We start from the raw sequence: 24674 nt of genomic DNA on the forward strand, positions 1-24674 counted from the left end.
GAATGGAGGAAGCCGGCCCGTCAGGCCGGCTGTCCTTTTGTCGCTCAATTGCTCTTGCGGCGGCGCAGTTGATCGAAGAACACGATCACGATGATCAGCAGACCGGTGATGATGCGCTGCCAGAAGGAGTTGACGTTCAGAAGGTTCGCGCCGTTGTTGATGGTGGCGAGAATGAAGGCGCCGATCAGCGGGCCATGCACCGAACCCACCGCGCCGAACAGGCTGGTGCCGCCGATGACGGAGGAGGCGATCGCCTGCAGTTCCCAGCCGTCGGCCTGTGTCGCGTTGCCGATCGCGATGCGCGAGGCGAGCAGCACGCCGACGAAAGCCGCGAACGAAGCCGAAAGAATATAGGCGAGATAGATCATTCCCTTGACGTTGACGCCGGAAAGGCGCGCGGCTTCGGCATTCGAACCGACGGCGAAGAGATAGCGGCCCCAGCGGCTGAGATGCAGGAAGACGAAGGATGGGACCGCCACCAGGATGACCATCCAGAACAGGCTCGGAACACCGAGGAAGTCGGCGCGGGCGAAATTGCTGAACGTCTCGTCGGTGATGCTGATCGTTGAGCCGTTGGTGATCAACAGACCGATGCCGCGCAGCGATGTCAGCGTCGCCAGCGTGATGATGAAGGGCGGCAGGCCCATATGGACGATGCCGAAGCCGTGGAAGGCGCCGATCGCGACACCGATTGCCAGCGTCAGCACGATCGCCGCCCAGAGCGGTATGCCCGCCTGCAGCAGCCAGGCGATGATGACGGTGCAGAAGCCGACGATGGCGCCGACCGACAGGTCGATGCCGGCGGTGATGATGACGAAAGTCTGGCCGAGCGCGAGGATCGCCGTCATCGCCCCCTGGCGCAGCAGGTTCGAGATGTTGAGCGGCGTCCAGAAGCTATCCGTCTTGATGGCGAGCGCGAGCCAGAGGAGCAGCAGCAGGCCAATCAGGGTCAGGCCGAACAAGATGTTCATTGTCCGGCGCGGCGGCGGCGCGACGATTTCGGTGGGGGTGACAGTCATGAATTTTCTCCCTCTTATTCTTCTGGCTCAGACGCCGATCGCTTCGCTGAGCACTTGTTCATGCGTCGCCGCGTGGAAATCATGGCTGGCGACGAGCTTGCCGCCACGGAAGACGTGCAGCCGGTCGGCCAGTTCATAGACCTCGGGCAGGTAGGAAGAGATCAGAATGATGCCTGCCCCTTCCTTCAGAAGCTTGGCGAAGAGCCGGTAGATTTCCGCCTTTGTGCCGACGTCGACACCGACGGTCGGCTCATCGAATATGAACAGCCTCGCGCCATGGCTCAGCCACTTGCCGATCACGATCTTCTGCTGGTTGCCGCCCGACATGCTGGAGGCCGGAACGCGCCGGCTCGGCGTCTTGATGCTGAGATCGCGGATCTGCCTGTCGGCATTCGTCGATTCGCGTGCGTGATTGATGACCGGCCCGTGGCTGAGGCGTCCGAACACTGGCAGGTTGATGTTGAGGCCGATCGGCAGGTTGAGGCATAGCCCCTGGTCGCGCCGGCTTTCGGGCGCCAGCGCAATGCCGAGCTCCATCGCCGCGCGCTCGTTCCTGATGTTGACAGGTTTGCCTCTCCACGCGATTTCGCCCGATGTTATCGGCTGGCGTCCGTAGAGTCCGAGTGCGAATTCGCTGCGCCCGGCGCCGATCAGCCCGTAAAGCCCGACGATCTGCCCCGCCTTGACGCTCAGCGACACGTTCTCGAAGCCCGGCCCTGAAAGGTCGCGGACCTCGACGATCGTCTCGCCAATCGCAATCTCTTCCTTGTGGTAGATCTGCTCGATCGAGCGGTTGATCATCAGCGCGATCAGTTCGGCGTCGTTGGTCTCGCCGATGAGGCGCGTGCCGACATGCGTGCCGTCGCGCAGCACCGAGACACGGTCGGCAAGCTCGAAGACCTCCTCCATGCGGTGGCTGATATAGACGATGGTGACACCTTCGCCCTGCAGGCGGCGGATCAGCTTGAAGAGCTGCGCCGATTCCTGGCGCGTCAGATAGGCTGTGGGTTCGTCGAAGATCAGGAACTGTGTGCCGCGCATGGCCGCGCGCGCGGTGGCGACGAGCTGCTGCTGGCCGATCGTCAGCGAGCTCAGAAGCGCACCGGCCGGCAGGCCGAAGCCGAGATCGTCGAGAACGGCCTGCGCCATCTTCTCCATCTGCTTCTTGCGCATGAGCCCGTAACGGTTGACCTCGTCGCCGAGGAAGAGATTGGCGGCTACCGTCAGGTGCCGGCAGAGCACGACTTCCTGGTGAACGGCGTTGATGCCGCGGGCGATTGCCTCGTTCGGCGTCGACAGGCCCACCGGATGGCCGCACCACAATACCTCGCCGGCCGTACGGGTGATGACGCCGGTGAGCAATTTGATGAGAGTGGATTTGCCGGCGCCGTTTTCGCCGACGATGGCGTGGATTTCACCGGCCAGGAAGGTCAGCGTCGCCGGTTTCAGCGCCTGCACATGACCGTAATTCTTCTGCAGGCCTTTCAGTTCGAGGATGGGCGATCCGGCGGGAACTCGATTGGCTTCTCTCAGCGTCGCGCTGTCATCGTGGCGATGACTGACCTCTTCCAGTCCGATCATGGACCTCTCCTCTCTTGTCACGTCTGCTCTATCCCTGGTGAACCATACCATGGATGAGAAAGGCCGCGCCGGTTTTTGAAGCCGGCGCGGCCCGTCCGTCGTTTTACTTGATCTTCGGGTTCAGCAGTGCGTCGATCTTCGGATCGGCCATATTCGCCTTGGTGACGAGGTTTGCGCCGGTGTCGACGTTGGCTTCAACCTTTTCGCCCTTGGAGACGGCAAGCGCGGTCTTGATGCCGTCATAACCCATGCGATAGGGGTCCTGAACGACGAGGCCGGCGATGGCGCCATCCTTGAGGAAGCCGACCGTCTTGTCGTCGCTGTCGAAGCCGATGACCTTGATCTTGTCGCCGAGCTTGTTTTCGGCGATCGCCTGGCCAACGCCCTGCGCCAGGATGAGGTTCGAGGCGAAGACGCCAACGAGCTTCGGGTTGGCGGTGATCAGGTCGGTCATCATGTTGAGGCCGGTCGTCGCCTGGCCGTCGCCATACTTGTCGGCGATGACTTTCAGACCGGGATGCTTGGTCTTGATCTGATCCAGGAAGCCTTCGCGGCGCTGTTCCAGCGAGCCGACGCCGGGAAGGTTGGTCAGGATAACGATTTCGCCTTCTTCCTTGCCCGTCATCCCCTTGATGGCGGCGGCAAGACCGTCAGCGGCGATGCGGCCGCCCTGGACGTTGTCGGTCGTCAGGAACGACTTGAATGCCTTGGAGTCGGCGCCGGAGTCGATGCCGATGATCGGAACCGACTTGGCGGCTTCGTCGATCGGCTTGCCGAGCGCCTTGAACTCGGTCGGCGAGATGACGACGGCGGCTGGCTTGCCGGCAACGGCGTTCTCAAGAATGCTGATCTGGCCGTTGACGTCGGATTCGGCCTGGGCACCGAGTTCCGGCACCTTGACACCGAGATCCTTGCCTGCCTTGCGAGCGCCGGCCAGAACGATCTGCCAGTAGAAGGACGTCGTGTCCTTGACGATGATCGGGATCGTCACCTCGGCGGCAAACGAGGTGACCGGCATCGCCGTGGCGATGACGGCAGCGCCTGCGAGCGCCGTAAAGGCGCGGCGGGACAGAAGGGATTTCACGATAGTCATAAGGGTTCTCCTCTCAGGATGCGTTCTCCTCCGAATAAACCGGCCGCTGAACGCAGGCGGACGATTTTTATCGATAAAAAACATTTGCCAGGTGAAGCTAGCCGAGGCGCAATCAAATTGCAAGAGCGCCGAATAGGCTTTTTTGCTTTGGTAAACTCCTGCCAAGCAACTGATTTTATTTCAATACAACGATACCCTAATATAGGTATCAGGTCATGTCGACCTCGTGCGGATGCACGACGCCCTTTTTCAGAATAAGGTTGCCGTACAGCCGGAATTCCGTTGTCGCGACGATATAGGCAGCCTTGCGGGCCATGGCGTAGAAGGCGAAGCGTTCAACGGGCACGATGCGGAAATCGCCGCCGCGTTTGGAAACGATCTGCTGGAACTCGGCGCAGACTTCGGGCACGGCTTGCGGGTCGCCGACCACCTCCATCCGCCAGGCCGTCTCAGGCACGAAGGTGTCGAGCGGCATATGCGTGAGGATCGCCTCGGCCATCGCTGTGGCGCTGACGCCGTCGGCGCGAATGACAGGCGGGCCCATCGAGCCTGAGGGGAAATTGGCGTCTGATATGACGATGTCGTCGCCATGTCCCATGGTCTTCAAAGCATGGAGCAGGTCGGGGCCGAGCAGTGGATGGATACCCTTGAGCATGTTTTCTCCTCAGACCCGGACAGCTTCGGCGCCGAGCGGCGGCGCAACCAGCGTATAAGGTTCGAATTCGGCATAGATGCCGTCGTCAAGCTGCTGCGCGACGATCTCCATGTTGCGCGTCAGGCTCGAAGGCTTCGCCGTGCCGATCAGCACCGATGCGACGATCTCCTCACGCAACGGAAACTTCATCGCGGGAGCAGCAAGAGGCACCCCGTGCCGTTTGGAGATCGCCTCCATCGCACCCACTTTGGCGAGCACGTCGTCGTTTGCCGGCATATAGTCGAAATGCGAGCCCGGCACCGGCCCGGTCGCGAGAATGCCGGAGTTGAAGACGCCGCCGACGACGAGCGACGTGCCCTTCTGCCGGCAGAGCGGCAGGAGTTCGTCGACGGCGGAGCGGTCGAGCAGCGTATAGCGGCCGGCAAGCAGGATACAGTCGAGATCGGCATGGCGCATGACATCGAGGCAGACCGGCACTTCATTGACGCCGAGGCCGAAGGCGGAGATCGCTCCGGAAGCACGCAGTTCTTCCAGCGCCTTCACACCGGAATCGAGGAACTGCTTCAGGTGGACCGCGTTCTTGGCCGCGCCATGCGTATAGCCGCCGATGTCGTGCACGTAGAGAATGTCGATGCGGTTGAGGCCGAGGCGCGCATAGCTGAACTCGACCGAGCGCATGATGCCGTCATAGGAATAATCGTAATCCGCATCGAAGGAGAGCGGATTGACATAGCCGTATTCGGGCACGGTGCCGGTCGGTACCGGCTTGAGCAGCCGGCCGACCTTGGTCGACAGCACGTAGTCGCCTTCGGGCTTGTCGCGCAGGAAGTCGCCGACCCGCCGTTCGGCAAGGCCGAGTCCGTACCAGGGCGCGACGTCGAAATAGCGGATGTCGCTGTCCCAGGCCGCCTGCAGCGTGTCCATCGCCTGCTCGCGCGGGCATTCCCGATAGAGGCCGCCGAGGGCGGCAGCACCGAAACTGATTTCGGTCACCTGCAGCCCGGTCTTGCCGATCCTTCTGGTTTTCATCATTCCTCCTCGGAAGACTTGATCTTGTCTGTCGTGAGCAGTTCTGAAAAACCGCGCGAAGCTGTTTTCCAGGGATTGCAGACAAAAAGCTTAGAGCGTCGCGCCGAGATGCCAAGGCACGAATTCGTTGTCGCCGTAGCCGAAGATTTCGCTCTTCGTCTTCTTGCCGGACGCCGTATCGACGATGAGATCGAAGATCTCGCGGCCCTTGCCGCTGATTGTCGCGTCACCGGTGGCGATGGTGCCACAATCGATATCCATGTCCTCTTCCATCGAGGCATAGAGCGCCGAATTGCTGGAAAGCTTGAGCGACGGCGCCGGCCGGCAGCCGAAGCAGCTGCCGCGGCCCGTGGTGAACGCGATCATGTTCGCCCCGCCGGCAACCTGGCCGGTCGCCGAGACCGGATCGTAGCCTGGCGTGTCCATGAAGACGAGGCCGGGTGCCGTGACCCGTTCGGCATAACCATAGACCGCCGTCAGCGGCGAGCGTCCGCCCTTGGCGACCGCGCCGAGCGACTTTTCCAGGATGGTGGTGAGCCCGCCGCGCTTGTTGCCTGGCGAAGGGTTATTGTCGAGCGAGGCGCCGTGCAGGGCGACGTACTCCTCCCACCAGGCGATCTTCTCGTCGAGCTTCTTTGCCACCTCGTCGCTGACGGCGCGGCTGCGCAGCAGGTGTTCCGCACCGTAAATTTCCGAGGTTTCCGAAAGGATCGCCGTGCCGCCGGCCGCAGCCAGCAGATCGGCAGCGACACCGAGCGCCGGATTGGCGGTGATGCCGGAAAAGCCGTCCGAGCCGCCGCATTGCAGGCCGATGATGATCTCGCCGATCGAGATCGGCACGCGTTTTTCCTTACCGACATCGGCGGCGATTTCGCGCAGAACGCCCATGGCGCGCTCGACCGCGCGGCGCGAACCGCCGGCGTCCTGGATGTTGAAGTGCCGCTTCGATGCGCCCGCGCCGCTCTGGCCGTAAAGCGTCAGCTGATTGACCTCGCAGCCGAGGCCGATCATGAGCACGCCGCCGAAATTCACATGCCTGGTATAACCGGCAAGCGTGCGATGCAGCACGTTCATGCCGTCGCCCGTCGAACTCATGCCGCAGCCCTGATCGTGCACGATCGGCACGAAACCGTCGATGCCGTCATAATGCGGCAGGATCGTCCGGTTCGCCTCGTCGGCGATGGCCCGGCAGACCGTGGTGGAACAGTTCACGCTGGCGATGATGCCGATATAATTGCGCGTTGCAGCGCGCCCGTCGGCACGGCGATAGCCCATGAAGGTGCGCGCCGTGTCCTCGGCGCTCGCCGCTTCCGGTGCCGAATTGGCGGTCGCGGCCAGCCGGTCGTTTTCGAAATGCAGGTTATGGCTGTGCACATGGTCGCCGGCCTTGACCTCGGCCGTGGTGCGGCCGATGGCCTGTCCGTATTTCACCACGGGCGACCCAAGCGGAATATCCGCAATCGCGACCTTATGGCCGGGATCGATCTTCTGGCGAGCCTCAACGCCGGCAACCGTCGAACCCGGCGCGATAGCCGCCGTTGCGACCGCGACATTGTCTCCGGCCGAGAGGATAATCCAAGGCTGTTTGTCCAATCTTTTCTCCCTGGAGCACAATGCCGAAAAGTGTGAACTTTCGGACGACATCATGCTCTAACTCTTTAATCTAGAACAGGATTCAGATTTTAAACCTCCAGGCCCTAAAATCATCCCGTTCTAAGGTAACGCCCGCTGCATCGGCGAATGCGCATTGATTTTGTTTTTTATCTACAATAAACATTTTCAAGTCAACGGGAATATTGATCCTGTGGACGAGGGAGGCAATGAGCCGCAGGCGGCCGGAAATAAGTTAAAGGTCGTTTGAACAAGCCCATGGTCCGGCTCCTCCCCGCTTTTAAGCGGGGTGGCGGTCGCGGCACGCGGGCGGAAAAGCGGAGGTCTGATGGCAAGGCAGAACACGGTCTTCAAGGAAGCGTACAATCGCTACGCCGTAGCGCTGCGCACCGATACCGCACTCCCTTCGGAGCCGGAGATCGCCGCCCAGCTGGGCGTCAGCCGCTCGACGGCCCGCGCCATCCTCACCCGGCTCAGCGAAGAAGGCATCATCCGCTGGAACAAACGGCAGAAGACCGTTCTGCGCCAGCCGACCGACCGCGACCTCTTCCCTTCCGAAGAGACGGATTCGCTGCATGACATCATCGAGCGCAGCTTCATGCAGCGCATCCTTGCCGATGATGCCGCGCCCGGCATGCAGATCAACGAACTGGAGCTCGCCCGCGAAATTGGCACTGGCACGACGAGCGTGCGCGAATTCCTGATCCGCTTCTCCCGTTTCGGCCTCATTGAGAAACGCCCGAACAGCCACTGGACGCTGAAGGGCTTCACCCGCGAATTTGCCCTCGAGCTTGCCGACGTGCGCGAAATGTTCGAGCTGCATTCCGCGGCCGAATTCGGCCGGCTTTCCCGTGACAATCAGGCCTGGATCGACCTTGCTGCCATGCGCGAGGAACATCTTGCGATGCTTGATGATATCAACCAGCGCTTCAAGGATTTCTCCGTCCTCGACGAGCGCTTCCACTTGCTGATCCACCGCGCCTCGAAGAACCGCTTCATCGCCGATTTCTATGATGCGATCGCCATCATCTTCCACTATCACTACCAGTGGAACAAGACTGCCGCTCGCGAGCGCAATGAGCGGGCGATCTACGAGCATTTGGACTATATCGCGGCACTCGAGTCCGGCGACCAGGCGGCGATCGAAAAGGCCTGCCGCGTGCATCTGCACTCTGCCCGCCAGACCCTGCTCCAATCCCTGCCACAGAGTACGACGGAAAGCGAAGGGTAAGCAGGCGCCGTGGCGCCTATCATCCTGCCGCTACCATCTCCGCTTTACCCGCTTCCCGCGCCGTCAATCCGCCTTCAGCTGTTCAGGAAGCTGCCCGTAAGCCGTCAGAATAGCCCTGATAAGGCCCGGGAAACGTTCATCCAGCTCGGCGCAGCGGGTTTGATTGCGCATCTCCACCCCCTGACGCTCGCTTCGGATCAGGCCGGATTCGCGCAGCACTTTGAAGTGGTTCGACAGCGATGATTTTGGAATGACGCGCTCGCCGAGATCCGCGAGAGCAGAACATGTCCCGCCGCAGGCAGCGCCGGCAAGCCACGCAAAAATGGCGACGCGTTCCGGATCGGAAAGCGCATACAATATCGCGTCAGGCCTTATGTCCTCTATGGCCGGGTGGAAGAGCGGTCTCATGAATTTTCATATAGTGCCCCTTGACATGGAGATCAACAGTTCCGAATTTCTGAACTACGGAACAAGGCCGCCAGTCGCGACGGCAGTCCGGATCAGAAGGAAAAAGAGATGGCTAAGCTCACGGGAAAGGTCGCAGTCGTAACGGGGGCCTCCAAGGGGATTGGCGCCGCGATTGCCAAGGCGCTCGCCGCCGAGGGTGCACAAGTGGTGGTGAACTACGCTTCCAGCAAGGCCGGAGCCGATGCGGTGGTTGAGGCGATCAGCGCGGCGGGCGGCAAGGCCATCGCGGTGCAGGGCGATGTTTCGAAGGCCGAACAGGCGCAGGGCCTGGTCGATGCCGCGGTCAAGGAATTCGGCAAGCTCGACGTGCTGGTCAACAACTCAGGCGTCTATGAATTCGCGCCGATCGAGCAGGTGACCGAGGAACAGTATCGTCGCATTTTCGACGTGAATGTTCTGGGTGTGCTGCTGACCACCCAGGCAGCGGTCAAGCATCTCGGCGAGGGCGGTAGCGTCATCAACATCTCGTCGGTGGTCACCAGCCTGGCTCCGCCGGACTCTGCCGTCTATACCGGCACGAAGGGCGCCGTGGAGGGCATCAACAGCGTGCTTGCCAAGGAACTGGGTCCGCGCAAGATCCGGGTCAACGCGATCCTGCCGGGGATCGTCGAGACCGAAGGTACGCACACTGCTGGCGTCATCGGCTCGGATTTCGAGCAGGCTCTGGTGGCACAGACTCCGCTCGGCCGCACCGGCCAGCCGGATGATATCGCCGGTGTCGCGGTCTTCCTCGCCTCCGATGATGCCCGCTGGCTGACCGGCGAGCGATTGGCTGCCAGTGGCGGTTTTCGCTGATCGGTGTGATGGTGTGCGTGCCCTTTGACGGAACACGCGCACCACATCGCGATCGTCCCTGAAAGCCGCTCTGTCAGGAATTGCTGAACTGCTTTTGCGAGGCTGCCTCGCTTGCCACGGCCGGCTCTTCGCGCCTCTGGCTGTGGCCGACTGGGATCAGCCAGGTGGCGAAGAAAGTCAGCACCGCGACGACGACCACGCCCCAGAAGCTCCAGTGCAGGGCCGCATCGAAGATCGCACGGGTCGCCGGATTGGCAGCGAGCGCCGAAAGCCCGGTCGGCTGGTTCAGCGCCGCATGCAGGCCGGGTGCCGCCTCGCCGCTCGCATAGTGGCTGATGCCAGCGTTGAGGATCGCGCCCAGCACGGTGGCGCCGAGCGTATTGCCGAGGCTGCGGGCGAATATGATCGAGGCGGTGGCGCTGCCGCGCATCGACCATTCAACGCTGTCCTGCACCAGCACGATACTGGTGAGGCTGATGAGGCCCATGCCGAAGCCCATGAAGAAGGAGCCGGCGCCGGCAAGAACAGGAGAGCTTTCCGGCGTCAGGAACAAGAGGAAGCAGGCGCCGAATGGAAACATCAGGCTGCCAACGCGCAAGGTGCGGCGGATGCCGAAAGCCTTGTAGAAGCGGCTTGAGAGCATCACCGCTATCGGCCAGCCGACGACGAGCATGGTGAGCGTGAAGCCAGCGACAATGGGCGAGCGGCCGAGCACGCCCTGCACATAGATCGGCAGTATCGTGGAAAGCCCGATCAGCGCCATGCCGGCAAGCAGCGTCGCCGCATTGCTGGTGGCGATCAGTCGGCGGCTCCAGAGCGCGATCGAAATGATCGGTTCCGGCGTCCGTTTCTCCTGCGCGAGAAACAGAAGGCCCGCAATGACGAAGACGGCGAAAAGCGACAGCAGGATCCAGGCGCTCGCATCGGTTTCGGTCAGCATGACGAGAAGCGCCACGACCGAGACCGAAAACAGCACCGCGCCGAGATAATCGATCCTCGCCTGCTTGTGCGCCACATCCTCCTTCAGGAAAGCCATGAACGCGACAATTGACACGATGCCGATCGGCAGGTTGATCCAGAAGATCCAGGCCCAGGAGATGTTGTCGACGATGATGCCGCCGGCCAGCGGCCCGACAACCGCCGAGGTCGCCCAGACGGTCGCCATCAGGCCCTGCACACGGCCGCGCTCCTCGAGCTTGAAGAGATCGCCGATAACAGTCATCGTCACCGGCTGAATCGCGCCGGCGCCGAGCCCCTGCAGCAGTCGGAAGAGCACGAGCGACATCATCGACCAGGCAAAGCCGCAGAGAGCCGAGCCAACGAGAAAGATGAGAATGCCGCCGATCAGCATCGGTTTGCGCCCGAAAATATCGGAAAGCTTGCCGTAGATGACAGTCGTCGTCGACTGCGCCAGCAGGAAGGCGGAAAACACCCAGCTGTAATAGGAAAAACCGCCGAGCTGGCCGACGATGCGCGGCATCGCGGTCGCCACGATCGTCGCCTCGATCGCCACCATGAAGGTCGAAAGCATGATGGTGGCGACGACCAGCACGCGGTTCGAGCGATGCGCTGCATTCGACATGACGATCCTCTTCGGGTGCTCCGCATGGCCGGAAAAATCGGCAGGCTGGCTGGACGGGTGGCGATGCGCCGTTTGCGGAGGGATGCTGTTCTTTTACGACCTGGAAGCCGGCCGGTAAAGCAATTCTCGTGGCGACCATCGTTTTTACGTGCCGTCAGGCGGCAGCCGAAGGCCCGGCGCCATTCCGCTCCGGGCCTTCATTCTCTCGGGAGGCGAGCCGTCGCACCCATCCTCACTGCTGGCATGCCTCGCTCAGCGAACCGGTTCCCGCGGTGCAGCCAGGCACCTGCTGGAGATCCGGATTGACCCCGCCGGGATTGATCGTGCTGCGGCCACTGTTGAGATCGACGTCGCCATTGCCAATGGTGCTGCCAGTGGTGCCGGGATCAGTTCCGACGGAACCCGCGCCCGTCGATCCGGTACCGGCCGAGCCGCGACCAGTCGAACCCGCGCCCGAACTGTCCGACCCGCCGATAACAGGACCCACCGAAAGCCGCCCGCTTGAATTGGCCCCACCCGCCGTCTGGGCAAAGGCCGAGCCCGCAAGGCCGATCGAAAGGAGGGATATTGTGATGAATTTGCAGGACATGGTTTTCTCCATCCTTATTGGCTCAAGGAGAAACCTGTCGGGTGACAGCATTGTTCCTGTCGTGGTTGCGATTTTGCTGGCGTTTGATTGGAGCGGCAATCGCAGCAGTGCAGCCCAACGCACTCATATCCGCACGATCGGGTACTGCGCTCGCTTGTATGTTTCGGCAGGAAATAGAACGATAAGTTCGATTCGTTAGATCGCCTGCAGGACAATTCGGCCGTCGAGCCTTATCTGTCAGCGGGTGAAAACGGTGCAACCGCAGTGCCGTCCAGTCGTCTCAATCGCGCATTCAGGATTTAAAGTGGAAATTTTCTACGACTACATGATGAGTATTTACCTTCAGTACAATCTCGCTCTTGCCGTTATATTGCTCGTCTTCGGTATTCAGCTTGCGTGGTGGATGCCAAGAGGATGGCTTGTGGGAGTGGCGGGGTTCTTCGCATCCGTGGCCGGTGCTGTCACAGTGGCTGCGATCGCGATTGTCGTCATGTTGCTTGTCAAAGGCGGCGCATTCGCTCCGGGATTGGGCACGGTTGCATGGGCATATGAAACCGGACCGGAATTCGCGGGGCTCCCGATCCTTCTGTGTCCAATCGCTTTTGTGATTGGCCGCGTCAAACGGCGCTAATTGGGAAGTGACCTCGAACGATAGATACTTTGGTCGAGCATAAGAGCTTCAAGCGGCGAATTCTTCGGAAGCCGATACACCCAGTTCAGCATGCCGATCTATGCTCTTGAGGCTGGGGGTGGCTGTATGTCGCCCTTCTACTACAGCTTTTCCTTTCCGGAGAACGCGAAGACGCTGCATGACAACATCCTGCAGCGCACGAGAAGGGACCTCAAAGTGCTTTCCGGATCTGGAGAGAACGAGCCCATTGATGACCGAGGGTGGATTACCGACTACGGTGATCACATCACCTATTCGTGTTCCATGGAGGAGGGGTTCTGAGATCTAGTTCGCCGCCGGCCACGTCCATGGCATTTGGCTGCGAATGCCACTTATGTACGTGTTGCTCGGGCGCTGAGAAGTAGCCCCACCGCACATATTAAGAATATATTGGAATCTGAGAAAGAAATGGTGCCGCTTACGTGACTCGAACACGTGACCCCATCATTACGAATGATGTGCTCTACCGACTGAGCTAAAGCGGCATTTGGCGGCCGAAGCGTGCGGCCCGCGATTTGCATGGCGCTGATACAGGCATTGTTTGAAGATTTCAAGCACCCTGTCATGCCTTTGGCAAAAAAGAGGGGAGGAGGCGCTCAGAGCGTCAGCCGGGCGCGGGCGGCCTTGTATTCGGCCTCCAGCCGGTCGACGAGCTTTGCCACCGGCTCGACCGCCTTGATCGCGCCGATGCCCTGGCCGCTGCCCCATATGTCTTTCCAGGCCTTGGCGCCGCCGGTCGCCTGCTCGAAATCCATCTTGGAAGGATCGGCGGCGGGCAGGTTGTCAGGGTCCATGCCGGCAGCAATGATCGAAGGTTTGAGATAATTGCCGTGCACGCCTGTGAAATAATTGGAATAGACGATATCGGCGGCCGCCCCTTCGACGATCGCCTGCTTGTAGGCTTCGCTGGCGCGCGCTTCTTCGGTTGCGATGAAGGGCGAGCCGATATAGGCCATGTCGGCGCCCATCGCCTGGGCGGCGAGGATCGCGCCGCCGGTCGAAATCGCGCCGGCCAGCAGCAGCGGCCCGTCGAACCATTCGCGGATCTCCTGGACGAGCGCGAAGGGCGATAGCGTGCCCGCATGGCCGCCGGCGCCTGATGCAACCGCGATCAGCCCGTCCGCACCCTTGCGGATCGCCGAATGGGCGTGGCGGTTGTTGATAATGTCGTGCAGCACGATGCCGCCATAGGAATGCACGGCGGCGTTGACCTCCGGCACGGCGCCGAGCGAGGAAATGACGATCGGCACCTTGTATTTGACGCAGAGCGAGAGGTCGTGCTCCAGCCGCTTGTTCGACATGTGGACGATCTGGTTGACGGCAAAGGGTGCGGCCGGTCGCTCCGGATGGGCGGCGTCGTGGCGGGCAAGCTCCTCGGTGATCTCGGCCAGCCATTCGTCGAGCTGGCTTTCCGGCCGGGCGTTCAGCGCCGGGAAGGCGCCGACGACGCCCGCCTTGCATTGCGCCAGCGTCAGCGCGGGATGAGAGACGATGAAGAGCGGCGAGCCGATGACCGGCAGTCTCAGTTTATCCCTAAGGATCGGGGGCAGGGTCATGGTTCACCGTTTTTCGATTGACGTTTACGAAAACGTCAATCTCATAACAGAGATGAAAAGGCGATAAAAGAGCGGCTGCCACGCCTTCGTCGATTTCCGCCCGAATATATATTTGTGAGATGACGAAAAAAGCGAAGCCGCAAGCCCATGAAAGCCGCCCATTATCCCCGCCGATCAATTGCGCCCCGGCCCGCGAGGCTTGCGGTTTGTCGCGCTTGCCGCTACCGAATTTTGATGGAGAACGGCGGGGATTGCGATCCGATGCCGGATTCAAGGTGAAGGACTTGACGTGAGCGGATTAGAAACGGCCATCAGAACAGCGCTCGAGAATTCCGAACGCGACAATCCGGAGGTTCGAGCGAGAATCTATCAGTCCGCTCGTCAGGCGCTGGAAGCCGGTCTGCGCAAGCAGGATATTACCGATACCGATGTCGTCGCCCATCACCGCCACCGCCTGGAGACCACTATCCACGCCATCGAAAGCGAGGAGCGAGAGCGAATTCATCCCCGCCAGAGGCCACCGGAGGTGCCCGTGCCGCCGGTCGTGGAAATGCCGCCGCCACCGGTTCATCGGGGCGACATGGCCGATATCGACAGCCTGATCGATGGTCCTGCAGCCGGTGAGACCCGCGCCCCTGAGGTGGTCATGCGCCGTGGCGACGATTCCAGTCTCGACAACGTGCATGCGAGCAATGCCGATCATCTGGCGGCCGCCCCCGTCGGCGAGGAGCGCCTTCAGCGCGGCCAGCGCGCCACCGACATGGATTTCCGCCCGGAGCGGGCTGCCGGCCGGCGCAAGCCGCGCAAGTTCTTTTCAAGGCTTCTGGTCTGGTGCGTGCTGCTTGCCTTCATCGGCATCGGCGCCTGGTGGGCGCATACGTCGGGCCTGCTTTTGACGGCGGCCGAGCGCGATACCAGCGTCGCCAATCCGCCGGCACGCACCCAGCCCGAGGATTTCACCGGCAATGGCGCCAAGAGCGATGGCGCCGCAAATACAGGCTCCCATACCGACGAACCGGTGACCATCGACCCGCAGAACAGTTTCTCGGCGGATTGGATTCCGGTGTTCAAGCCCGAAGAGGCCGACAAGATCCAGAACGGTGCGCGGGCGCGCACCGAAAAGATCACCGAAAACGACGGCCCCGCCGTCCGCCTGATTTCCGAGAGCGGTGCTGCCGATGGCAATATCTCGATCAGCGTACCGGCTTCGGTGCTGCAGCAGCTCGCCGGCAAATCCTCGACGATTGCGCTGACGCTGCAATCCACCACCGACGAGCCGACGCAGGTCACCGTCGAATGCAATTTCCAGTCGCTCGGCAATTGCGCGCGGCATCGCTTCAGCGTCACCCGGGAAAAATCGGATGCGCTGCTGCAGGTGAAGTTCGACCGCTCGCTGGCGCCGAATTCGCCGGGCACGCTGACGATCAACAGCGATCTCGACGGCAAGGCCCGCGGCATCAACCTCTTCGCTATTCGCATCCTGCCGGGGCAATGACGCGGCGGGCTTGCCGTTTGGCGGCCAGCTATTTCAGGAAGCCCGGGCCGGAGCCGATGACCTTTTCGTCGACCTCGCCGAGTGCTTTCTGGTCTTTGCCGTCATAGTCCATCTTTTTCAGCATATGGCGGATCAGTTCCAGGCGCGCCCGCCGCTTGTCGTTGGCGCGGATCACCGTCCACGGCGCGAAATCGGTATGGGTCTCCTTCAGCATCCGGTTGCGCTTGTCGCTGTAGTCGCCCCATTTCGTCAGCGCCGCGATGTCCATCGAGGACAGCTTCCAGACTTTCAACGGATCGTGCCTGCGGTCGTGGAAGCGCTTGAGCTGCATTTCGCGGCCGATATCGAGATAGAATTTGAAGAAGAAGATTCCTTCGTGGGCGATGATCTTTTCGAGCTGCGGGGCCTGTTTGAGGAAGTCTTCATATTGCTGCGGCGTGCAGAAGCCCATGACCGGCTCGACGCCGGCGCGGTTGTACCAGGAGCGGTCGAAGAGCACGAATTCGCCCGATGTCGGAAACTGCGCGATATAGCGTTGGAAATACCATTGTCCCTGCTCGCGCTCGGTGGGCTTGGTCAACGCCACGACGCGCGCAAGGCGAGGATTCATATGCGCCGAGGAGGCCGAAATCGCGCCGCCCTTGCCGGCCGCATCGCGTCCCTCGAAGAGCGCCATCACCCGCTTGCCGGTCGCCTGCAGCCAGAACTGCACCTTGACGAGTTCCACCTGCAGCTTTTCGAGTTGTTCCAGATAGTCCTCTTCCCCAAGTTTCTTCTTGTAGGGAAAATCGCCGGATTCCAGCGTGTTTTCCTCCACCCAATCCGGCAGGACGGGATCGTCGACATCGAAGATGCGTTTCTTTCCCCGGATATCGAGCTCCACGGCCCTGCTTTCGACGTCCTCGGCCATATGGTCCTCCCGCGCCTAATCGTTTCTCCTGATGCAGGCGAACATATTTACCGTTGAAAATCAAATCTCTCGCTTTTGGCCTGGCGTTTTTCTCGGTTTTCGGCTGCGGCCTTTCGCAACACAGGCGCTGCCCGAAAATTTCTGTCATGAATTGCCGCTATCAGGCAGAGTTCAATATGAAGACAAACGAATCGACGCCGCGAGGGCACTTGCAAGACGAAACATCGTGGACAACAAGCCTGTTGGCGCGCATCCGGCGCGAACGGCCGGTGCTGCTTGCGGCGATCCTCAGCGCTCTCGTCGCCCTTGCTGCCGGTATGAACAAATGGGCTGTGCTTATTCTGCTTCTCGCCATGGTCTTGACAGCGCTTTTCAACGAGGCGCCCGTGATCGAGGCCGAAGCCGCCGAGCCGGTGGAGATCGAGCCGGAGGCGCGGCCGAGCCGCCTGGCCGAAGTGTCCGCTACATTATCCGGCCTCGATATCCCCGTCATGGTGCTGTCGGATGACGCCTCGGTGCTCTTTCAGAACCGGGCCGCCGAAAAGGCCTTCGGCGAGGTGACGCTCGGCGCCCATATATCCGCCCGCCTGCGCTCGCCGGGCGTTCTCGACATGGTGCGCGAAACCATCGCCACCAATGCGCCGAACCAGATCGAGCATGCCGAGCGGTTGCCCTCCGAGCGCGTCTATATCGTGCGCAGCGCACCCGTCGAATTCGAGGCCGGGGAGGGGTCGCGCGAGCGTTATTTCATCCTCTCCTTCCGCGATATTTCAGAGGTCCGCCGCATTGACCGCATGCGCTCCGATTTCGTCGCCAACGCCAGTCACGAGCTGCGCACGCCGCTCGCCTCGCTGCGCGGTTTCATCGAGACCATCCAGGGACCGGCGAAGAACGATCTCAAGGCGCAGGCGCAATTTCTCAACATCATGTTCGATCAGACGACGCGCATGAGCAGGCTGGTCGATGACCTGCTGTCGCTCTCCCGCCTGGAGCTGAAATCGCATATCGCGCCGGATGAGAAGATCGATCTGGTGCCGCTCCTCGGCCATGTCAGGGACTCGCTGGTGCCGTTGGCGAGGGACGTCGGCGTCGACATCAACCTGCATTTGCCCGACGGCAAGGTGGAGGTGCTCGGAGACCGTGACGAGCTTGTCCAGGTCTTCGAGAACCTTATGGAAAATGCCTGCAAATATGGCCAGGAGGGTGAAGTCGTCGATGTCTGGCTGAAGAATGGCGCCGGTCATCCGGTGGAAGTCAGCATCGTCGACAAGGGCCCCGGCATCCCGGCCGAGCACGTGCCGCGCCTGACCGAGCGTTTCTATCGCGTCAGCATCGAGGACAGCCGATCGAAGAAAGGCACCGGTCTTGGCCTCGCCATCGTCAAGCACATCCTGACCCGCCATCGCGCCCGGCTGATCGTCAAGTCGGAGGTCGGCAAGGGCACCGACTTTACCGTCCGCTTCTGACGGATAGATGCGGCCGGTCGTCCTTCCAGCCCGATTGCAGGAGGAGGGAGCCCGGCGCGACAGTCGGCGTCCCTTGCAACTCAAAGCCTGCCTGTAGCAGGTTTTGCAATGCGAGGTAGATCGTGGGCCAAACCCTGGCGACCGACGGCACCGCTGAACGATAACGTTGAAATTTTCAATTATATTACAATTGCTTAAGCTGTCACAATTGTTTCACGCAATTGACATAAAAGGACGGGGCATAAAGCGCTAAGAGAGTCCCGCCGATGAAAAAAGGCAATGCGAGGGCCTCTCACAGGCCGCACTCACACAAGCCCAAATGCCGGGAGATTTACATGAACACCTTCAAGCTCACCGTTGCCGCGCTCGCTGCAACTGCTGCTTTTGCTGGCGCTGCCGTCGCCCGCGACCAGATTCAGGTTGCTGGTTCCTCCACCGTCCTGCCTTACGCAAAGATCGTTGCCGAGTCCTTCGGCGAAACCTTCACCAACTTCAAGACGCCGGTCGTCGAATCCGGCGGCACGGGCGCTGGTCTGAAGGAATTCTGCAAGGGCGTTGGCGAAGACACCATCGACGTTGCGAACGCTTCGCGTCCGATCAACAAGAACGAGCTGGAAGCCTGCAAGGCAGCCGGCGTAACGGATATCCAGGAAGTCAAGATCGGCTATGACGGCATCGTCTTCGCAACCGACTCTTCCAACCCCGATGTCGCCTACGTTCCGGCCGACATCTACAAGGCCCTCGCTGCACAGGTCGTCGTTGACGGCAAGCTCGTTGCCAACCCCTACAAGAAGTGGTCGGAAGTCAACCCGAAGCTCCCGGCTGTTGATATCGCTGCCTACATCCCGGGCGAAAAGCACGGCACGCGCGAAGTCTTCGAACAGAACGTTCTCGCCGCAGGCTGCAAGGCCGCCGGTGCAGTCGACGTCATCGCCAAGGAAATCTCCGACAAGGCTGCCCAGGGCAAGGCTTGCGTCGCAGTCCGCAAGGACGGCGCTGCAGTCGACATCGACGGCGACTATCCGGAAACCCTCGCACGCATCGCTGCCAACAAGACCGGCGTCGGCGTGTTCGGCCTTTCCTTCTATGAAAACAACGCCGACAAGCTCAAGGTTGCCAGCGTAAACGGCATCGTTCCGTCGACCGAAACGATCGCCAACGGCACCTACCCGGTTTCCCGCCCGCTGTTCTTCTACGTCAAGAAGGCACATCTCGGCGCCGTTCCGGGCCTGAAGGAATACGTCAACTTCTTCGTATCCGACCAGATGATCGGCCCCGACGGCCCGCTCGCTGAATACGGCCTCGTTGCCGCTCCGGATGCTGAGCGTGACGCGATCCGCAAGGAAGTCGAAGCCGGCAAGGCTATGTAATAACTTTGCCGGCGCGGTGCCTGAGGGCCCGCGCCGGCATTGCTTTATGCCCCTGCGCCCGGTCCGTCGGAGCTGCAGGGTCAATTTCTTCTCCATGATTGGAAGCCGCAGGCAGGCTGATGAAGCTGCCGGGCTTTGGGGGCTGTGGGCCTGGGGACGTAACGAATGAGCACATCCATCATACTTTTGTGCCTTGTGGTGATCGGCGCCGCCGCCTATCTGGTCGCGCGCAGCCGTGCCACGGCGCTTGCCGGAGGCAGGTCCTCTGCGCTGCATTCACGGCCGGTCTATTACGGCGCCTATGCCGCGATCTGGGCGGTTCTTCCGGCCCTCGTCGTGCTCTGCGTCTGGCTCTCCGTCAGCCCCGGCATCATCTCTTCCTCCGTGCGCGGCGCTTTCCCTGACGACGTCAAGGCGCAAGCTTCCGTCGAGCAGGATCTGAGCTATTCGATGGTGGCAACGGTCGCTCGCGGCCTGACGATGCTGACACCGGACGAAACGGCGGCGGTGGCGACAGATCCCGCTGCCCTGCAGGCCAAGCTCAGCGAAAAGGGCGTGCCGCTCGCCGGCCAGCCGCAGCCTTACATGCTCGACGCTGCCAAGAAGCTCAATGCTATGAGCGTGACGAGCCGTCTCGCCATGACGGTGATCGTCTTCGCTCTTGCCGTCGCCGGCGCCTTCTACGCGCTGCGGGCCATTGCTCCGCGCTTTCGCGCCCGCAACCGCGTCGAGCGCGTCATGCTCTGGGGCCTGCTGCTCGCCTCCTCGATCGCCATCCTGACGACGATCGGCATCGTGCTTTCGATGCTGTCGGAAGCCGCCCGCTTCTTTGCAGCCGTTCCCGCCGGCGACTTTTTCTTCGGCACCGTCTGGGATCCGCGCTTTGCCGGTGCCGGCAGCTCATCCTTCGGTCAGTTCGGCCTCATCCCGCTGCTGCTCGGCACGCTCTATATCGGCTTGGTCGCCATGCTGGTCGCCGTGCCGGTCGGTCTGTTCGCCGCCATCTACATGGCCGAATACGCCTCGCCGAAGCTGCGCGGCGTTGCCAAGCCGCTGCTTGAAGTGCTCGCCGGCATTCCGACGATCGTCTACGGCTTCTTCGCCCTCGTCACCGTCGGCCCATTCCTGCGCGATTTCTCCGCTCAGATCAGCGGCTTGCTCTCCGGCAGCTACACCAATTTCATCCAGGCGCAGAGCGTTCTGACGGCCGGCATCGTCATGGGCATCATGCTGATCCCCTACGTGTCTTCGCTGTCGGACGATATCATCACAGCCGTGCCGCGGGCGCTGCGTGACGGTTCGCTCGGTCTTGGCGCCACACGCTCCGAAACCATCAAGAAGGTGGTGTTGCCGGCAGCACTTCCCGGCATCGTCGGCGCATTGCTGATGACAGCCTCGCGCGCCATCGGCGAAACCATGATCGTGGTGCTGGCCGCAGGTGTTGCCGCCCGCATCCAGATCAACCCCTTCGAGCCGATGACGACGGTGACCGTCAAGATCGTCAACCAGCTGACAGGCGACCTTGAGTTCACCTCGCCGCAGACGCTGGTCGCTTTCGCACTGGGCATCACGCTGTTCTGCATCACGCTTTGCCTCAACATCTATGCGCTCTACATCGTGCGCAAATACCGGGAGCAGTACGAATGACGGATATTGTTTCTCCCACATCAGGCGTCACCGTCTCCAAGGCACCTCCACGCCGCGATATCGGTATCAAGCGCCGCTACGCCGCCGAGCGCCGGTTCCAGGCCTACGGCATCGCCGCCATCGCTTTCGGCCTCGTCTTCCTCTTCATCCTGCTGTGGACGGTGATCGGCAAGGGCTACACCGCCTTCCAGCAGACGGCGATCACGCTGCCGATCGAATTCACCGAGAAGACGATCGACCCGAACAACAAGCGTGCGACCGACCCTTCGGTTCTGGTCGCCGCCAACTACCCGGTTCTGCTGCGTGACGCGATCGTCAAGCAACTGAACATCAATGCCTCAAGCAAGCCTGACGTGCGCGACGCAACGGCCATGCTCTCCAAGGGCGCGCCGATCCAACTGCGCGACATGGTCGTCGCCGACCCGTCGATCATCGGCAAGACCGTCAATGTCACGGTGCTCGCGGACGCTAATGTCGATAGCGCCAACAAGGGCCAGATCGATCTCTCGGTCGATGAGAAGAACCGCAAGGTCAACGACAAGCAGGTTGGTTGGATGAACGAGCTGAAGGCGAGCGGCGCTCTCCATAAGCAGTTCAACACCGGCCTCTTCGTCAACGGCAACTCCAGCCGTCCGGAGGCCGCAGGCCTCGGCGTCGCCCTCATCGGCTCGCTCTACCTGATGCTGATCGTTCTGGCACTTTCGCTGCCGATCGGCGTTGCCGCCTCGATTTATCTCGAGGAGTTTGCGCCGAAGAACCGGCTGACGGACCTGATCGAGGTCAACATCAACAACCTCGCCGCCGTTCCCTCCATCGTCTATGGTCTGCTCGGTCTTTCCGTGTTCATCAACTTCGTCGGCATGCCGCGTTCGGCTTCGCTGGTCGGTGGCCTGGTGCTGACGCTGATGACTTTGCCGACGATCATCATCGCGACGCGTGCGGCTCTGCGCGCCGTGCCGCCGTCGATCCGCGCCGCAGCCCTCGGCCTCGGCGCCTCGAAAATGCAGATGGTCTTCCACCACGTCCTGCCGCTCGCAATGCCCGGTATTCTCACAGGCACGATCATCGGCCTGGCGCATGCGCTCGGTGAGACCGCGCCGCTGCTGCTCATCGGCATGGTCGCCTTCGTCGCCAACGCGCCGGCGACACCGCTCGATCCCTCGACGGCTCTGCCCGTACAGGTCTATATGTGGGCAAACGAGGCCGAACGTGCCTTCGTGGAGCGTACTTCGGGTGCCATCATCGTCCTGCTCCTGTTCCTGATCGTCATGAACATGGGCGCCATCCTCTTGCGTCGTCGCTTCGAGCGCCGCTGGTAAACGGAGTTAAACATCATGAACATGTTGACGGAAGCAGCAGTTGAAAAGGCGCTGGATCGGAAGATGAGCAACGTCCCTTATAAGATGATCGGCCAGGATGTCTCGGTTTACTATGGCGAGAAGCGCGCGCTTTTCGACGTGAACCTGAACATCCGCGAAAACACCGTAACCGCGCTGATCGGCCCCTCGGGCTGCGGCAAGTCGACCTTCCTGCGGAGCCTTAACCGCATGAACGACACGATCGACGGCTGCCGCGTCACCGGCAAGATCACGCTCGACAGCGACGATATCTATGATCCCGATATCGACGTCGTCGAACTTCGCGCCCGCGTCGGCATGGTCTTCCAGAAGCCGAACCCGTTCCCGAAGTCGATCTATGAGAACGTCTCCTACGGCCCGCGCATCCATGGCCTTGCCAAGTCGAAGGCCGATCTCGACCAGATCGTCGAGACCAGCCTGCAGCGCGCCGGCCTCTGGAACGAGGTCAAAGACCGCGTGCACGAATCCGGCACCGGCCTGTCGGGCGGTCAGCAGCAGCGCCTCTGCATTGCGCGCGCCGTCGCCGTCAGCCCCGAAGTCATCCTGATGGACGAGCCCTGCTCGGCGCTCGACCCGATCGCCACCGCCAAGGTCGAAGAGCTGATCCACGAGCTGCGCGAAAATTACACGATCGTCATCGTTACGCACTCCATGCAGCAGGCCGCGCGCGTTTCGCAGCGCACCGCCATGTTCCACCTCGGCAATCTCGTCGAGGAGAACGACACCGACAAGATGTTCACCAATCCGGACGATCCGCGTACCCAGGACTACATCATGGGTCGCTTCGGCTGATTTTGGCGACACGAAGCCTTCCCGTTATTCGAGGATAAAGCCCCATGGCATCGACACATATTTTTTCCGCTTATGATGATGATCTGAAGTTCCTGTCCAGGCGGATTTCCGAAATGGGCGGCCTGGCCGAGCAGATGGTCAGCGAATCCGTCCGCGCTCTCGTCAACGGCGATACCGCGCTGGCGCAGAAAGTCATCTCCGACGACGTGATCCTCGATCACGCCGAACGCGAGATCGGCGACAAGGCGATCGTCACCATCGCCCGCCGTCAGCCGATGGCCTCGGACCTGCGCGAAATCATGGGTTCGATCCGGATCGCCGCCGATCTCGAACGCGTCGGCGACCTCGGCAAGAACACCGCCAAGCGCGTCATCGCCGTCCAGAGCACCGGCGTTCCCCGCAAGCTCGCCCGCGGCCTGGAGCATCTGTCCGAACTGGCGCTCGTCCAGCTCAAGGAAGTGCTCGACGTCTACACGACGCGCGCCGCCGACAAGGCGAATGCGATCCGCGAACGCGACAACGAGATCGACGCGATGTACACGTCGCTGTTCCGCGAACTCCTCACCTACATGATGGAAGATCCGCGCAACATCACGAGCTGCACGCATCTTCTCTTCTGTGCCAAGAACATCGAGCGCATCGGCGACCACGCCACCAACATCGCCGAGACGATCTACTACATGGCAACCGGCGCACAGCCGGAAGGTGATCGTCCGAAGGACGACAGCGCCAACACCGTTGGCGCGGTTACGGAATAACGGTTCCGGACCAGTCGCCCGGACCAGAAGATCGCGTGCGCGCCCATCCGGGCGCGCAAACAGGTCGCAGCCAATTCTGAATTTGCGCAGGATGCATTGCTTAAATCACCCCCGGTTTAAGGATCATGCGCGAGGAGACCGACACGCATGATCCCGAGAGTTGCAGTTGTTGAAGACGAAGAAGCGCTCAGCGTGCTTCTTCGCTACAATCTCGAAGCAGAAGGTTTCGAGGTCGATACCATCCTTCGAGGCGACGAAGCCGAAATCAGGCTTCAGGAGCGCACGCCCGACCTTCTCATCCTCGACTGGATGCTGCCCGGCGTCTCCGGCATCGAGCTCTGCCGGCGCCTGCGCATGCGGCCGGAAACCGAGCGCCTGCCGATCATCATGCTGACGGCGCGCGGCGAAGAAAGCGAGCGCGTCCGCGGGCTTTCGACGGGCGCCGATGATTACGTCGTCAAGCCCTTCTCGACCCCCGAGCTCGTCGCCCGCGTCAAGGCGATGCTACGCCGTGCCCGTCCGGAGGTTCTGTCGACGGTGCTGAAATGCGGCGATATCGAACTCGACCGCGAAACCCATCGCGTCCATCGCAAGAGCCGCGAAGTCCGCCTCGGCCCCACCGAATTCCGCCTGCTGGAATTCCTGATGTCGTCGCCGGGCCGGGTCTTCTCCCGGTCGCAGCTTTTGGACGGCGTCTGGGGCCACGACATCTATGTCGACGAGCGCACCGTCGACGTCCATGTCGGCCGCCTGCGCAAGGCGCTGAACTTTTCCAACATGCAGGACGTTATCCGCACCGTCCGCGGCGCCGGCTATTCGATGGAAGCCTGAGGGCTTCCATTCTAACCGCTGACAATCCTGGCAAAACCCGCGATGTCATCCTCGCCATTCTGCCGAGGGTCTGCACGCGCCGACTTGATCGACAATCCAAAACCTGAGCTTCCGTAAAGCTCCATAAAAAAACGGGCCGCTCGGCCCGTTTCTGATGTCCAGCGATGT

22 protein-coding genes and 1 tRNA gene are annotated in these 24674 nt (G+C 61.5%); 11 read left to right on the plus strand and 12 right to left on the minus strand.

The features are described from left to right. Positions 1-44 precede the first annotated feature (44 nt). From NE852_RS02770 to NE852_RS02795, 6 genes are all read right to left on the minus strand, one after another. The gene (locus tag NE852_RS02770; RefSeq protein WP_258156180.1) at positions 45-1019 is read right to left on the minus strand and encodes an ABC transporter permease; all 975 of its coding nucleotides are present in this window, start codon (positions 1017-1019) and stop codon (positions 45-47) included. A gap of 27 nt (positions 1020-1046) precedes the next feature. After that, positions 1047-2600: a sugar ABC transporter ATP-binding protein gene (locus NE852_RS02775; protein WP_008524342.1), complete on the minus strand. Its 1554-nt coding sequence runs from the start codon at positions 2598-2600 to the stop codon at positions 1047-1049. A 103-nt stretch (positions 2601-2703) separates the two neighbouring features. Beyond that, complete coding sequence (locus tag NE852_RS02780; protein ID WP_008524341.1) at positions 2704-3693, minus strand: ABC transporter substrate-binding protein; 990 nt, start codon at positions 3691-3693, stop codon at positions 2704-2706. A gap of 208 nt (positions 3694-3901) precedes the next feature. Beyond that, on the minus strand, positions 3902-4348 hold the full coding sequence (locus NE852_RS02785; RefSeq protein ID WP_008524340.1) for an RbsD/FucU family protein: 447 nt from the start codon (positions 4346-4348) through the stop codon (positions 3902-3904). A 9-nt stretch (positions 4349-4357) separates the two neighbouring features. After that, on the minus strand, positions 4358-5377 hold the full coding sequence (locus NE852_RS02790; RefSeq protein WP_008524339.1) for an aldo/keto reductase: 1020 nt from the start codon (positions 5375-5377) through the stop codon (positions 4358-4360). Positions 5378-5467: 90 nt separating this feature from the next. Continuing rightward, positions 5468-6970 carry a UxaA family hydrolase gene (locus NE852_RS02795; protein ID WP_008524338.1) on the minus strand — a complete coding sequence of 501 codons (1503 nt, stop codon included), beginning with the start codon at positions 6968-6970 and terminating at the stop codon, positions 5468-5470. Between the two features lie 346 nt (positions 6971-7316). Here NE852_RS02795 and NE852_RS02800 point away from each other — a divergent pair, with 346 nt between their 5' ends. Then, positions 7317-8219 (plus strand): GntR family transcriptional regulator, encoded by a 903-nt coding sequence (locus NE852_RS02800; protein WP_258156181.1) that lies wholly within the window; start codon positions 7317-7319, stop codon positions 8217-8219. Between the two features lie 63 nt (positions 8220-8282). Here the strand turns inward: NE852_RS02800 and NE852_RS02805 are convergent, their stop codons facing one another. Then, positions 8283-8627: a helix-turn-helix transcriptional regulator gene (locus tag NE852_RS02805; protein WP_008524332.1), complete on the minus strand. Its 345-nt coding sequence runs from the start codon at positions 8625-8627 to the stop codon at positions 8283-8285. Positions 8628-8735: 108 nt separating this feature from the next. Between NE852_RS02805 and NE852_RS02810 the strand changes: the two genes are divergently transcribed. Beyond that, positions 8736-9482, plus strand: coding sequence for a glucose 1-dehydrogenase (locus NE852_RS02810; protein ID WP_008524331.1), 747 nt, complete (start codon positions 8736-8738; stop codon positions 9480-9482). A 73-nt stretch (positions 9483-9555) separates the two neighbouring features. Here NE852_RS02810 and NE852_RS02815 read toward each other — a convergent pair whose 3' ends face one another. After that, positions 9556-11064: an MDR family MFS transporter gene (locus tag NE852_RS02815; protein ID WP_008524330.1), complete on the minus strand. Its 1509-nt coding sequence runs from the start codon at positions 11062-11064 to the stop codon at positions 9556-9558. Positions 11065-11296: 232 nt separating this feature from the next. Next, positions 11297-11653: a hypothetical protein gene (locus NE852_RS02820; protein WP_008524329.1), complete on the minus strand. Its 357-nt coding sequence runs from the start codon at positions 11651-11653 to the stop codon at positions 11297-11299. 304 nt (positions 11654-11957) lie between these two features. Between NE852_RS02820 and NE852_RS02825 the strand changes: the two genes are divergently transcribed. Continuing rightward, positions 11958-12284, plus strand: coding sequence for a hypothetical protein (locus NE852_RS02825; RefSeq protein ID WP_128623512.1), 327 nt, complete (start codon positions 11958-11960; stop codon positions 12282-12284). A gap of 448 nt (positions 12285-12732) precedes the next feature. Here the strand turns inward: NE852_RS02825 and NE852_RS02830 are convergent. Both NE852_RS02830 and NE852_RS02835 read right to left on the minus strand, forming a co-directional pair. Then, positions 12733-12808 (minus strand) — tRNA-Thr (locus NE852_RS02830). A 111-nt stretch (positions 12809-12919) separates the two neighbouring features. Continuing rightward, entirely contained in the window at positions 12920-13879 is a 960-nt protein-coding gene (locus NE852_RS02835) for a nitronate monooxygenase family protein (protein ID WP_008524326.1), read from the minus strand. A gap of 289 nt (positions 13880-14168) precedes the next feature. Between NE852_RS02835 and NE852_RS02840 the strand changes: the two genes are divergently transcribed. After that, the gene (locus NE852_RS02840) at positions 14169-15374 is read left to right on the plus strand and encodes a hypothetical protein (protein ID WP_037170868.1); all 1206 of its coding nucleotides are present in this window, start codon (positions 14169-14171) and stop codon (positions 15372-15374) included. Positions 15375-15402: 28 nt separating this feature from the next. On the opposite strand, the gene ppk2 is transcribed toward NE852_RS02840, so the two are convergent. Beyond that, complete coding sequence (gene ppk2, locus NE852_RS02845; protein ID WP_258156182.1) at positions 15403-16284, minus strand: polyphosphate kinase 2; 882 nt, start codon at positions 16282-16284, stop codon at positions 15403-15405. A gap of 242 nt (positions 16285-16526) precedes the next feature. Between ppk2 and phoR the strand changes: the two genes are divergently transcribed. The 7 genes from phoR to phoB all read left to right on the plus strand — a co-directional run bounded on the left by phoR (position 16527) and on the right by phoB (position 24506). Next, positions 16527-17750 carry a phosphate regulon sensor histidine kinase PhoR gene (phoR, locus tag NE852_RS02850; protein WP_258156722.1) on the plus strand — a complete coding sequence of 408 codons (1224 nt, stop codon included), beginning with the start codon at positions 16527-16529 and terminating at the stop codon, positions 17748-17750. Between the two features lie 335 nt (positions 17751-18085). Then, positions 18086-19120, plus strand: a complete 1035-nt coding sequence (locus tag NE852_RS02855) for a substrate-binding domain-containing protein (RefSeq protein ID WP_008524298.1) — start codon at positions 18086-18088, stop codon at positions 19118-19120. A gap of 165 nt (positions 19121-19285) precedes the next feature. Then, positions 19286-20767: a phosphate ABC transporter permease subunit PstC gene (pstC, locus tag NE852_RS02860; RefSeq protein ID WP_258156183.1), complete on the plus strand. Its 1482-nt coding sequence runs from the start codon at positions 19286-19288 to the stop codon at positions 20765-20767. Next, positions 20764-22086: a phosphate ABC transporter permease PstA gene (pstA, locus tag NE852_RS02865; RefSeq protein WP_008524286.1), complete on the plus strand. Its 1323-nt coding sequence runs from the start codon at positions 20764-20766 to the stop codon at positions 22084-22086. Before pstC ends, pstA begins: the two co-directional genes overlap by 4 nt. A gap of 15 nt (positions 22087-22101) precedes the next feature. Then, complete coding sequence (gene pstB, locus NE852_RS02870) at positions 22102-22917, plus strand: phosphate ABC transporter ATP-binding protein PstB (protein ID WP_008524284.1); 816 nt, start codon at positions 22102-22104, stop codon at positions 22915-22917. 44 nt (positions 22918-22961) lie between these two features. Then, positions 22962-23675: a phosphate signaling complex protein PhoU gene (gene phoU / locus NE852_RS02875; RefSeq protein ID WP_008524282.1), complete on the plus strand. Its 714-nt coding sequence runs from the start codon at positions 22962-22964 to the stop codon at positions 23673-23675. A 147-nt stretch (positions 23676-23822) separates the two neighbouring features. Continuing rightward, on the plus strand, positions 23823-24506 hold the full coding sequence (gene phoB, locus NE852_RS02880) for a phosphate regulon transcriptional regulator PhoB (RefSeq protein WP_003570612.1): 684 nt from the start codon (positions 23823-23825) through the stop codon (positions 24504-24506). Positions 24507-24674: the final 168 nt, after the last annotated feature.

The organism is Rhizobium sp. Pop5 (assembly GCF_024721175.1).
GTDB lineage: Bacteria > Pseudomonadota > Alphaproteobacteria > Rhizobiales > Rhizobiaceae > Rhizobium.